The 11,368-nt window shown below is 64.4% G+C and carries 11 protein-coding genes; 5 read left to right on the top strand and 6 right to left on the bottom strand.

The window, feature by feature from the left end:
- Positions 1-26: 26 nt before the first annotated feature.
- Positions 27-215, bottom strand: coding sequence for a hypothetical protein (locus GEV39_RS12735; protein ID WP_003248064.1), 189 nt, complete (start codon positions 213-215; stop codon positions 27-29).
- A 151-nt stretch (positions 216-366) separates the two neighbouring features.
- Here GEV39_RS12735 and GEV39_RS12740 point away from each other — a divergent pair, with 151 nt between their 5' ends.
- From GEV39_RS12740 to GEV39_RS12755, 4 genes are all read left to right on the top strand, one after another.
- A complete protein-coding gene (locus GEV39_RS12740) occupies positions 367-825 on the top strand; it encodes a hypothetical protein (protein WP_173889440.1) in 459 nt (152 codons plus the stop codon).
- Positions 826-1,075: 250 nt separating this feature from the next.
- Complete coding sequence (locus GEV39_RS12745; RefSeq protein WP_029884845.1) at positions 1,076-1,456, top strand: Mor transcription activator family protein; 381 nt, start codon at positions 1,076-1,078, stop codon at positions 1,454-1,456.
- A gap of 60 nt (positions 1,457-1,516) precedes the next feature.
- A complete protein-coding gene (locus GEV39_RS12750) occupies positions 1,517-2,224 on the top strand; it encodes a DUF2589 domain-containing protein (RefSeq protein ID WP_054904393.1) in 708 nt (235 codons plus the stop codon).
- 84 nt (positions 2,225-2,308) lie between these two features.
- On the top strand, positions 2,309-2,863 hold the full coding sequence (locus GEV39_RS12755) for a DUF2589 domain-containing protein (RefSeq protein WP_009682168.1): 555 nt from the start codon (positions 2,309-2,311) through the stop codon (positions 2,861-2,863).
- A gap of 19 nt (positions 2,864-2,882) precedes the next feature.
- Here GEV39_RS12755 and GEV39_RS12760 read toward each other — a convergent pair whose 3' ends face one another.
- From GEV39_RS12760 to GEV39_RS12770, 3 genes are read right to left on the bottom strand one after another with little or no spacing between them, the layout of a single operon-like run.
- Positions 2,883-6,557: a translocation/assembly module TamB domain-containing protein gene (locus GEV39_RS12760; protein WP_173889442.1), complete on the bottom strand. Its 3,675-nt coding sequence runs from the start codon at positions 6,555-6,557 to the stop codon at positions 2,883-2,885.
- The gene (locus GEV39_RS12765; protein WP_173889444.1) at positions 6,554-8,296 is read right to left on the bottom strand and encodes an autotransporter assembly complex protein TamA; all 1,743 of its coding nucleotides are present in this window, start codon (positions 8,294-8,296) and stop codon (positions 6,554-6,556) included. The genes GEV39_RS12760 and GEV39_RS12765 overlap by 4 nt, the downstream gene beginning before the upstream one ends.
- A gap of 52 nt (positions 8,297-8,348) precedes the next feature.
- Entirely contained in the window at positions 8,349-8,999 is a 651-nt protein-coding gene (locus tag GEV39_RS12770; protein WP_173889445.1) for a GNAT family N-acetyltransferase, read from the bottom strand.
- A gap of 162 nt (positions 9,000-9,161) precedes the next feature.
- Here GEV39_RS12770 and xthA point away from each other — a divergent pair, with 162 nt between their 5' ends.
- Positions 9,162-9,974, top strand: coding sequence for an exodeoxyribonuclease III (xthA, locus tag GEV39_RS12775; RefSeq protein ID WP_173889447.1), 813 nt, complete (start codon positions 9,162-9,164; stop codon positions 9,972-9,974).
- Between the two features lie 69 nt (positions 9,975-10,043).
- On the opposite strand, the gene GEV39_RS12780 is transcribed toward xthA, so the two are convergent.
- Positions 10,044-10,796 carry an anti-sigma factor family protein gene (locus GEV39_RS12780; RefSeq protein WP_173889449.1) on the bottom strand — a complete coding sequence of 251 codons (753 nt, stop codon included), beginning with the start codon at positions 10,794-10,796 and terminating at the stop codon, positions 10,044-10,046.
- Positions 10,793-11,314: a sigma-70 family RNA polymerase sigma factor gene (locus tag GEV39_RS12785; protein ID WP_173889451.1), complete on the bottom strand. Its 522-nt coding sequence runs from the start codon at positions 11,312-11,314 to the stop codon at positions 10,793-10,795. The genes GEV39_RS12780 and GEV39_RS12785 overlap by 4 nt, the downstream gene beginning before the upstream one ends.
- Positions 11,315-11,368 lie beyond the last annotated feature (54 nt).

Raw genomic sequence — 11,368 nt, forward strand, 5'->3', positions numbered from 1 at the left:
GGCCAGGCTTGGCCGGCCCGCGCAGGTCAAGGCTTGACCTTGCGCCGCAGGATGCCATTGATCACCACCACCACCACGGCAATGGCGATGGCCAGCATCTGGAACGTCTGTTCACTGATAGTGCCCTGCTTCTGCAGGTGGGACAGGCCCAGCATCAGGCCCAGTACGACCAGTATGATCAGAAGTGAATATTTGAGGCGCTGCACGTGTGTCATCGAAGGTTCCTTGCAACATCAGGGGCAAATGGCTCGCAATGAGCGGCGGCAATGATACAACGGCCACCGGCCCCGGCGCTGCATTTCCTGCTGGGTCAGGCGGTGACAGCCTGAAAGCATGAGACCTCCAAGCACCCATGCCGGAGGCACCGTGTACAAACCCTTGCTCCTCACTTCGCTGTTTTTCTCCCCCTTCTACGTTCATGCCCTGGATACCCAGCAGGTACCCGCCGAGCACTTGCTGGAGCTGGGCCGCGAGCTCGCGACCCACGCCGGCAGCAGCCAATGGCAGCAGCTGTGGCAACGGGTACGCCAGGCCGGCTACCTGGACGGGAACAACAGGCCGGTGAACTTCACCGTGCCCACCACCCGCCTTCCCCGCCTGGCCCGCGAAACCCTGGCCCAGGCCGACCAGGTGCAGGCCGTACGCCAGTCCCAGGCCCTGTACCGACGCAGCTTTGACGGGCAGGTGATCGGCCAGCGTGATGGGCAGCCCTTGCACAGCCTGTGCCTGCTGGTGGATTGGCGAACGTTGCCTGCAGGCATGCGAACCGCGCCGCAAGCCTACCTGCACAGCGCCAGTCTGCTGAGCAGTTTTCCCTGCGACTGAGGGTTGAGCACCCTTCCGTTAAAAACGGCAGTGAGCGAGCGAGAAATCACCCGATGCAGCCTACCGACAACGCCATTTCCTACATCCGCGGATATTGCTGCCTGCAAAACCTGTTCACCGAAACTACAACCGCCAACCCATATGCCGCCTAGCGACACGCCTTGGCTGTCGCACAGAATTTGCTCACACCCTTCGACATAACGCCACGGGTGATCGGGTCGCATATCCCCTTATCCCGAAGGAGCGCCACATGCAAACGCCAGACTTGAGCCAGATCGATATCAGCCAATTGCCCCACTCGTTGCAGGCACTGATCACCTGCATCGGCATCGACAACGCCTACCAGCTGACCTGCGCGTTCGGCGGCAGGCCCAAGTACATCCCCAAGCACCGCGAGCGCACCAAGCTCGCCGACGTACTCCCGCCCGAAGCGCTCGATGCGCTGATAAAGCGCTTTGCCGGGGTAGCCCTGGAGATTCCCAAGGCAGACCACTTCCTGCGCCAACTGCGTAACCAGCAAATCCAGAAAGAAAGCGCCAACGGCCTGTCCCGCAGCCTGCTGGCCAACAAGTACGGCCTGAGCCTGCGCCAGATTGGCAACATCCGCCGCCAGGAGGCGTGCGCCCGCTGAACCCCCCTGCCGCCCAGACCACCCTCGGCGGCGCCAACCCACTAGAAAGAGCATCCCACTATGTCGATAGACAACAGCCTCATTGGCTCGGTCATCAATGCCCTGCCCATGGATCGCATGATCGCCGGCCCCCTGCAAGCAATGGTCCAGGCGCAGGTTACCGCGAGTAAATCGTACGCCGACTTCCTGATGCAGGTATGCATCCAGAACGGCAAGGCCGTGGCCATCCAGTTCGACTATGACGAAACCATCGTCGACGAACAGGGCGAATACAAAGGTGTGGTCAGCAAGACCATGAAGGTGCCGCTGCTGGCGGCCATTACCCACCCGAACATTACCATCGAGGAGGGTAATGTCGAATTCGAGCTGGTCATCAACCAGATGTCGGAGGACGTGACCAGCAAGGACATGAACGCCACTGCAAGCGGCTCGATCGGCTGGGGGCCGTTCAAGCTCAACGTCAGGGGCAGCGTCAGCCACAAATCCACGCAAACCCGCAAAACCGATACCCGCGCCCGCTATGCATTCAATACCACACTCAAACGCCAAGAGCCGCCGGAAGCGGTCATGCGCTTGATCGAGTTCCTCACCGACGCTGCGACCAAACCTACGGTGGTCAAAAACGCCGCCCTGGAAAGCCCAGACCAGATCTCGCAGCGCGATACCCTCAAGAACCCGGCAGCCGACACACCGGGGCTCAAGGTGGAAAACGACAAAGCACCCGGCGCTGCAAACAAACCCACGGACAAAGCTGACAAAAAAGGTTGAACCAAACCTTGATGTTTTTCGCTCACTTCCGCCTGGCCCCTTGATCAGCAACAAGGGGCCATTCTGGCCTGAGGAACCCACGCAATGGACAAGGCCCCCGCGCCCATGACTTCAATCGACCTGCGCGAGATCACTCGCGGCCTGCAAGAAGCCGCCAGTGCCACCAACAGCCTGATCGCGCAGCAGTACATCAACCTGTTCGACCAGTTCTTCGAGTGTGACAGCGAAGCGTTGGGCGCCCCCATGAAAGCCAAGATGGTGGAAGTGGCCATGGACGGCCAGCACATCATGCGTGTACCGCTGTTCGCCCTGGTGTCGCCCAAAGGCCTGGCGCTGGAGCGCATGCAGGTTGACCTGTCGGTGCGCGTAAAAGGCACCGAAGCACAGCCGGCACTACTGCCCACCAGCGAGAACAAGGCCGCCAGTTTCAAGGTCACCATCGGTGGCCAGGGTCGCCAGGGTGACAGCCGTGACCCTGACGAAGTGCAGATCCGCATGCAATTCCAGGCCAGTGAGCCGCCTGAAGCGCTGAACCGGCTGATCGAGGAGTACACCAGCCTGATCACCCCGGTACGCGCCCCCACCCCGCCACCCTCACCCGACAGCAATGAGTTCATCGACGCGGCCACCGTCCGTTGACGGCGCCGCTGCGTTCAACCTAGAAGTCGCGCTTGTAGAAGATATCCAGGGAGCTGGCCAAACCGCTGGCCGCCTCCAGGTAGACCTTCTTGCTCAACTTGTAACGCAAAGCAATGGTGTTCGCTGGCTCGAACACCCCTACCCCGTAACGAAGGCTCAGCTTCTCGGTGAGGTTGCCACTGGCCACCACGCTGGTGGTATTGCCCGAGCCTTCGGTATCCAGCTGGAAGTCGTCGATGCCCAGGCTGGACGCCAAGCTACCGGTGATACCGGCGCTGCCGGCCAGGCCAAGGCCCAGTGCCGCTTCGGCGAGCATGTTGTTGTCCTCGCCGGAGGTGCCCAACGGCCGCCCCAGCACCAGATAGGACAATGCCTGCTCCTGGCTCATGGCCGGCTCCGAAAACACCTGGCTGGTCGGCTGTTCGGCACTGCCACTCAAGCGAATACCGGCAATCACATCGTCTACCTTGCGGATGGCCTCGATGTCCAGGTAAGGCTGGTCGATCGGCCCGGCGAACAGCAGGCGGGCGCGGCGGATAGTCAGGCGCTGGCCGTAGGCGCGGTAGCGACCATCGGCCAGGCTCAGCTCACCCCGTGTGTCGAGGTTGTCACCGATGTGTACATGGCCAAGCAGGTTGGCGGTAAGGCCAAAGCCGGTGAACGACAGCTTGTCCTGGCCCACTTCGACGTCAATGTCCATGGCCATCGCCATGGGTGGCTTGCCCTCCTCGGTCTGGCGGCCAACGATGACCGTATCGTCCGAGACCTTGACGGTAGAAGGCGGTAATTCGCGCACGGTGATCTTGCCTTTGGGCACCAGCACTTTGCCGGTCACCGCCAGTTTGTCGTCGATCAAACGCAAGGTCAGGTCCGGGGCGACCTCCAGCGTGGCATAGGGCTCCACCGTGATCGGCAGTTGCTGGCCTTGCAAGCGCACGTCCATGCCCAGCGCCTGGCCCCAAGTGAGGTTGCCGCTCAACTGCCCGCGCCCTGCTTCGCCGCTGCGCCAATCGCCTTCCAGGCGCACCTGCTCACCGGCGATCTGCGCCTGCACAGACAGTGCCTGCAGGCTGGCTGGCAGCTCTGCGCCGCTGATTTCGCCGCCACTGAGCGCCAGGTTGCCGTTGACCTGCGGTGCCAGCAAGGTACCCGAGAGCTGGCCGCTGCCATTGAGCTGGCCGGCCAACCGCTCGACCATCGGCACGAAGGGCCGGGCCACCGAGAGGTCCAGGCCCGCCAGGCGGAAATCACCCGACAGTGGCTTGTTCTTGCCCAGCGGGTCGAGCCGGGTGTTGACGTTCAGCTCACCCAGCCGCTCGCCACGGAATACCAGGCGCGTGTCGATACGCCGCGGTGCCAGGGTACTGTCCAGGCGCAGGGCCTGATACGGGAAGTCGATCCAGCGGCCTTTGTCGCGCACGCGCAGGGTGCCGCCACTGGCATCGACCACCACGCTACCCTTGGGGCCACTGGCCGGTATATCCAGGCTGATGTCGGCGTTGAGCAGCCCCTGCCAGGCGAAGTCCTTGGGCAGCCACTGCGCCAGGCTGCCCAGCGGGAACTGCTTGAGGTGGTAGCGCAAGCGCGGCTCCGGCGCCAGGCGTTGGTCATCGCCACACAGGCTGGCCTGGCCAGAGCGCCAGCAGTGGGCACCGAAATCGAGCTGGCCGTTGGCCAGCCGCTGCAACCGCGCCGGGGCCTGCAACTGCCAGTCCTGGCCACCGGCCTGGACTCGCCCGCTGGCCAGTCGCCCGCGCCAGTCGCCCTTGCTCAACTGGCCATCCAGCCCCAGGTCAAGCTTGAGCTGCGGGCCGTTCAGGGCCAGGTTCAGGGCCTGCTGGCGAATGTCACCCTTGCCGCTGGCCTGCAACGTGCCCAGTGCCGTGTCACCCAGGTGAATGCCGGTGGCCTTGAGCTCGACCACCCCACGCTGGGCGCTGTCGAGCTTGGCATCCAGGTTCAGTTGTTGCAGGCGGTTCTCAGCCTGTGCCAGGCGCTGGCCCTGCAACGTCAGGGTGCCTTGCGGCGCCTGCAGCGTGCCGGCGACATCCACGCGCCCCTTGACCTGGCCTTGCAGCCGGGGCCACAGCTGGCCCAGGCGGGGCAAGTCGAGGTCGATGCGCCCGGCCAGGCGCTGCTGCAGGCTGCCACTGCCATTGATACGGTTGTCCCCCAGCTGGATCGCCAGCGCACCCAGTGTCCAGCGCTGCCCGGCCCCTTGTGCCTCGGCCTTGAACACAGCCGGCTGGCCGCGCAAGCGCCCCTTGAGGTCAAGCTGGGCATCCAGGCTCAGCACGTCATCCTTCAGCTCGCCTTTGGTCCGCAATGGCCCCGCAAGGGTGCCAGGCAGCTCGGCCAGCCAGTAGGCCGGGTCGAGTGCAGACAGTTGCAAGTCGACATCCCACGCCAGGGTATCGGCAAAGCGCACTGCAACACTGCCGGCAGCCTTGCCCTGGCCGGCGGTGAGCGCCAATTGTGGCAGCCTGACCTGATCCAGGTCGCCTTCGAAAGGGCTGGCCAGGGTGAACGCCCCTGCCGGGCCGTCAAGATCACCGGCAAAGGTCCCCTGATACTTGCCATCACGGTAATGCACACGGGTATTGAAGCGCTTGAGGGTAACCTGTGGCGGCGTTTCCAGCGGATACAGGCGCAGCCAGGGAAAATCCTGCCAGTCCAGCTGGGCATCGGCGGTCAGGCCTTGCTGCCAGTCTGCCGTGGCTTGCAGCTTGACGCGCTGGGTGTCGCCGGCGGTAAGGTCGAGGGCGTCGAGCCTGGCGCCCTTGCTGTCGACCAGGCCGGACAACGCCAGCGCGATCGGCGATTGTTCTGCGGGCAGGTTGGCGCTACCCGACAGCTGATAGCCCTTGAGCAGGTCGCCTTTGGCTGCCAGATCGAGCTGGTTCAACTGCAAGGTGTCAGGCAAGGAAGCGGCCGGCTTGAACGCTTCGGAACGGATCTGCAACGTCGCAGGCAGGTGCTCGGCCAGGGCCTGCAGCGTGCCGCTCAACGTAGCGTCCAGGTAGCCGCTGCTGGCTCCCGAGAGGTTCAAGGTCTTTTGCAGTTCACCCTCGGCGTTCAACGCCAGCTGCCAGGGCTTGCCCTCTACTGCCGGCAGCTGCAGTTTCGCCTGCAGCGTTGTCGGCCAGTCGCCTTCGGGCTGGATATGGCCTTGCAGGTTCAACAGCAGGTCGTCGCGCTGCAGGTGCAGGCTGTCGATCTGCATCCCGCCGCGGGTCCAGTGCGCTGCAAGCTGCACGTCGCCCAGCAGGTCGCTGCCGTCCAGGCGCAACTGCCCCACCTTCACCTCGCCCAGTTCGATGGCCACCGGCAGGCGCAGTGCCGGCAATTGCAGTGGGCCGCTGTCGGCCGGCTCGGTGCTTGGGGCAAAGGCCATGTCGATGCGCTGTGCCTGCAAGCGGTCGATGCACAAGGTGGCGCGCAGCAGGCAGGCAGGCGACCAGGCCAACTGCGGGGCCTGCAGCTCGACCGTGCTACCGGCGTCGGCCCAGCTCACCCGGCTGGCTTGCCAACTGCCCCCCAGGCGGCCCTGGAAGTCGGTGACCTGCAAACCGGGAACCTTGCCCAGCGCCCAGCGGCTGCCGGCCTCGGTACCCAGCAGCAAGCCTAGGGCCAGGCCCAGGCCCGCCAGTAATCCAGCCAGGCCCAGCAAGGTATATCTGATTACGCGTTTCACAACTCGGGCCCCATGGAAAAGTGCAGGCGAATGCCACCGTCGTCATCCAGCGCCTTGGCCAGGTCCAGGCGCAGCGGCCCCACCGGCGACACCCAGCGCACACCAAAACCGACCCCGGTTTTCAGGCTGGGCAGTTCCAGGTCGTTGAACGAGTTGCCTTGGTCGACGAACGTGGCAAGCCGCCACTTCTCGGTCAGCGAGTACTGGTACTCGACACTGCCGGCCACCAGGTAACGCCCGCCAATACGGTCACCGTCGCTGTTTTCCGGCGACAGGGTCTGGTAATCGTAACCGCGCACGCTCTGGTCGCCACCGGCAAAGAAGCGCAGCGACGGCGGGATATTGTTCTTGAAACCGTTGGTTGCGCTGCCGCCGAACTGCACGCGGCCAAGCAAGCGGTGGTTGTGGCCCAGGGTGGTCAGGCCCTTGAGCAGCACGTTGCCGTGCAGCAAGTTGGTGTCCGACACCAGCCCTTCCTTGGCCACCTGCACATCGAATTGCAGGCGGTAGCCATTGTGCGGGTCGATGCGGTTGTCACTGCGCAGGAACGAGTAGCTAACGCCGGGCATCAGCAGGTTGCTCAACCCGCTGTCGTCGCCCAGGCGGTACTCTTCGCGTTGGTATTTCAGCGAGATGACCCGTTGCCAACCGCTGGGCAGCTTGCTGTGCCACTCGGGGCCCACCGTCAGCAGCTTGCTGAGGGTGTCGGTACCGGCAAGCTCTTCATTCTGATAGCCGCCGGCAAAGCGCAACTTGTCGGTCAACGGCGGGTCGAGGGGTATGTCGTACCACAACCCCACGTTCTGACGCGGCGCCGACAGCTCGGTTTCCCAGCCATAGCTGTGGCCTTGCGGGTTGACCCAGTGACGGGTCCAGTTGGCCTTGCCGCGCGGCCCGACGTCGGTGGAGTACCCCAGGCCCAGCCCCATGGTGCGGGGTTTGCGGGTTTCCAGGCGCACGTCCACCGGTATGTCTTCCCCCACCGCGGCGGTGGGCGCCGCATCCACCCGTACCCCGTCGAAATAACCGCTCGACTGCAGGTCGTTGTTCAGTTCGGCGATCAGCTCCGAGTCGTACGGGGTACCCGGCTTGAACGACACCATGCGCTGCAGCAGGTCCTCGTCCAGCGGCGTGTCGCCGCCAAACGTGACTGCGCCAAGGCGGTAGCGCGGGCCACTTTGGTAGACCAGTTCGATATCGGCCACCCCGGCCTGCGGGTCCACCGCCAGGCGCTGGCGGCTGAAGCGCCCGCTGAAAAAGCCGTAACGCGACGCCTGGTTCTGGATCAGCCGCTTGGCATCCTCGTAGGTACCGTGGTTGAGCTGTTCACCCGGGCGCAGCGCCCGGCTGTCGGGTACCCGGAAGGCCTTCATGTCACTGGCCGGGCCCTCGATGCGCACCGTGACGTTGCGCAGCCGAATCGGCTCCCCCGGGTTGATGCTGAGGATCAACTGCGCAGAATGGTCGGCATCGCTGGCAGGCTTGACCTCGCTGTCGATCTGCGCCTGATAGTAGCCAAGTGCCTGCGCGGCTTTGCGCGCCTGCTCCTCTGCACCACGACTGAAGCGCAACAGTGCTTCTTCATCGCGGTCACCCAGTGAGCCTATATAGCCTTCGACATTGGCCTTGAGCGCCTTGTTGGCCGGTTTCACCTGCACCAGCAATTCGCTCTGGCCCCATGCTGCAAAACTGGCCGCCCAGATAACCAGGCCCCAGGTCAATCTTCCTGAATACGTCATGCGGCGAATGCTACCAGACCCGAACGCTCAAGGGAGCCGCCTTGCGGCCTGTTCAGGCCAAAGCGGATGTCGAAGCCACGGGGTTTGGGTGAAAGAATACCCGTTCCCGGATCGGCCCTATGGCCACCTCACCAATTTCTTCGTAGCCCTGGCGCTGGTAAAACGCCAGATAGTGCTCATTGCCCGTGTCCAGCACCACGCCTTGAGTACCGGGGTCTTCGGCGCACCAGTCATGCACAGCTTGTAACAATTGTTCGCCGTACTGCTTGCCTTGAAACTGCGGGTGCACCCCAAGCAGTGGCAGCACATGCACCTGATCACTGGGCAGGCAGGTCGACAAAGCGGCCTGGTAGTCCATGTAGCGCCGCGTGCAGCGCAGGCCGGTGCCGAGCATCATGCGCAGGCGCCAGGCCCAACTGTCCGCCACACCCAAGCGGCGCAGCGGGGGCACGATCAGGGCCACAGCCACCAGGCGATCGTCCACCAACAAGCCGATCGCAGGCAGTTGCAGGTAGAAGTGCTGGCGTACCCATTCACGCACCATCACCCGCAGGCGGCGCTCATAGCCTGGGCGCTGGGCTTCGAAGATGTAGGCAAAAGTGGGTTCGTTGCGGTAGGCGTTGTACAGCAGCGACCGTACCTCGCGGCTGTAACCATCATCGAGCAGGCAGACACGGGCGGGAGCGGCTGTGGTTTCGGGCATTGCGGGCAGACCTCCTGGAATGGGCGTTCAGAGCCTTGGAGGTTGCGCTCCGCGCTTCGTTCCACCCTTACAGCACGTTAGCAGCAGGCCTTTGGCCCCGCCACGCTGGTGATCGCCGGCGATGTCCGCTAGCATCGCGCCTTTTACCGGGATTGTCTTTCCATGAAGATCGTCTGTTTCAACATCAACGGCCTGCGAGCCCGCCCGCACCAGCTGGCAGCGCTGATCGACAAGCACCAACCAGACGTGATCGGCCTGCAGGAAACCAAGGTCAGCGACGAGCAGTTCCCGTTGGCCGACGTGCAGGCGCTGGGTTACCACGTGCACTACCACGGGCAGAAGGGCCACTACGGTGTCGCCCTGCTCTCCCGCCAGGCGCCGCTCAGCCTGCACAAAGGCTTTGCCGGCGATGAAGAAGACGCCCAGCGCCGCTTCATCTGGGGCACCTTCGCCGACGCCCAGGGCAACCCGATCACCATCATGAATGGCTATTTCCCCCAAGGCGAAAGCCGCGACCACCCCACCAAGTTCCCGGCCAAGCAGCGCTTCTACAGCGACCTGCAGGCACTGCTGGAAAGCCAGTTTCGCAACGACCAGCCAGTGCTGGTGATGGGCGACATGAACATCTCGCCGCAGGACTGCGACATCGGCATTGGCCCGGACAATGCCAAGCGCTGGCTGAAGACCGGCAAGTGCAGTTTCCTGCCGGAAGAGCGCGAATGGATGGAGCGCTTGAAAGGCTGGGGCCTGGTGGACAGTTTCCGCCACCTGTACCCAGACGTGAACGACCGTTTCAGCTGGTTCGACTACCGTAGCCGCGGCTTTGAAGACGAGCCCAAGCGCGGCCTGCGCATCGACCTGATCATGGCCTCGCAAGCGCTGGTGCCGCGGATCATGGCGGCAGGCGTGGATTATGAACTGCGCGGGATGGAAAAGTCGTCCGATCATGCACCGATCTGGCTTGAGTTGAGCTGACCGTGTGACCGCAACATGCCTGCCGGGGCGGCTCGATCGCGACACAAGGCCGCGCCGGCAAAGCCTGGGTTACAACCCCAGGCGCAGCACCTCGCCTACCCCCGCCCCGCGCACATCGTCCGCCGCGCTGACCAAGGCAAAGTTGTACGCCCCATGCGACCAATATCGCGCCTCCAGCTGGCCATCGACCCGTTGCCCGTTCGGCATGCGCCGAAAGCCTTCGCTGGGTGAACGCATGAACAGGCTGATACGCTGGCCCTTGCCGTCCTCGAACACCAGCAAGGCTGCGGGCCCTTGCTCGTTGCTGAGCAACCGCGCGCCCACCGGTTTGAAGCCATAGCCCGCCAGGTCTGGCAACTGCCCGACACGGTTGAAGTGCCGGCCCAGCCAATCGCGCAACTGCCCCGGGTCGCTGGCCTGGATATCCAGCGCCTGGCTGGCGGCGAACAACTTGTGCGCCTGCACGGCATCGGCCATCGGCAGCTCGGCGTTGGCCAGGGTAGCATCGCGGGCCTGCCAGCCGCCCAAGCCCCCTACACCCAGGGCCAGCACCACGGCCGCTGCCGCCGCCCAGCGCCGCTGCCGGCGTTGGCGCAGTTGCCGCCGCAGCTGGCCCAGTTCCAGCGCGGGGGCACTGGCCGGCTCGCCAAGCCCGGCCAGCGCCGTGCGCAGCCGCCGGGCATCGGCGCGCCAGCCTTCCACACGTGCCGCCGCCTGCGGGTTGGCCGCCAGCCAGGCCTGCACCTCGGCGCGCCGCGCCGGGTCCAGGCGCTCATCGACATAAGCGTGCAGTTCATCTTCGGTGGGGATAAGGCGCGTCATTTCAATCTCCGCAAGGCCGGTGGCTGGGGTGAGCCTTCGGTCAGTTCACGCAAGGCATTGCGCGCCCGCGACAGGCGCGACATTACCGTGCCGATAGGAATGCCCAGGGCCTGGGCGGCCTCCTTGTAGCTCAGGCCCTCGACGCTGACCAGCAACAGCAAGGCACGCTGCTCGGCGCTCAGCCGGGAAAACGCTTGCAAGTCAGCCTGGGCCAGGATGATCGCTTCAAGGTTGTCACCAACGGCTTCGTCATCGCGCTCGGCCCGACCGAACCAGGACAGCCAGCGCGCATGCAGGCGTTCGCGGCGTTTGCCGTCCAGGTACAAGCGATACAGGATGGTGAACAGCCAGGCACGCAGCGCCTGCGCGTCGCGCTGCTGGTCGCGTCGGCTCAGGGCGCGCTCGACGGTAGCCTGCACCAGGTCGTCGGCGCTGCCCGGTTCACGGGTCAGCCATAAGGCAAAGCGGCGCAAGCGGGCGAGCAGCTCGCGCCACTGCTGGTTGTCCAGGTCGTGCATGGTCAGGTCCGGCCTATGGGGCAGTCAGTGTAATGGGCAGACGCGTGCAGACCT

Origin of the sequence: Pseudomonas sp. NY5710 (assembly GCF_013305665.1) — a bacterium.
Lineage (GTDB): Bacteria > Pseudomonadota > Gammaproteobacteria > Pseudomonadales > Pseudomonadaceae > Aquipseudomonas > Aquipseudomonas juntendi.

Coding starts and splice junctions, on each gene's coding strand:
- GEV39_RS12735 (WP_003248064.1), bottom strand. CDS start 215: ATGACACACGTGCAGCGCCTCAAATATTCACTTCTGATCATACTGGTC.
- GEV39_RS12745 (WP_029884845.1), top strand. CDS start 1,076: ATGCAAACGCCAGACTTGAGCCAGATCGATATCAGCCAATTGCCCCAC.
- GEV39_RS12750 (WP_054904393.1), top strand. CDS start 1,517: ATGTCGATAGACAACAGCCTCATTGGCTCGGTCATCAATGCCCTGCCC.
- GEV39_RS12755 (WP_009682168.1), top strand. CDS start 2,309: ATGGACAAGGCCCCCGCGCCCATGACTTCAATCGACCTGCGCGAGATC.
- GEV39_RS12765 (WP_173889444.1), bottom strand. CDS start 8,296: ATGACGTATTCAGGAAGATTGACCTGGGGCCTGGTTATCTGGGCGGCC.
- GEV39_RS12770 (WP_173889445.1), bottom strand. CDS start 8,999: ATGCCCGAAACCACAGCCGCTCCCGCCCGTGTCTGCCTGCTCGATGAT.
- xthA (WP_173889447.1), top strand. CDS start 9,162: ATGAAGATCGTCTGTTTCAACATCAACGGCCTGCGAGCCCGCCCGCAC.
- GEV39_RS12780 (WP_173889449.1), bottom strand. CDS start 10,796: ATGACGCGCCTTATCCCCACCGAAGATGAACTGCACGCTTATGTCGAT.
- GEV39_RS12785 (WP_173889451.1), bottom strand. CDS start 11,314: ATGCACGACCTGGACAACCAGCAGTGGCGCGAGCTGCTCGCCCGCTTG.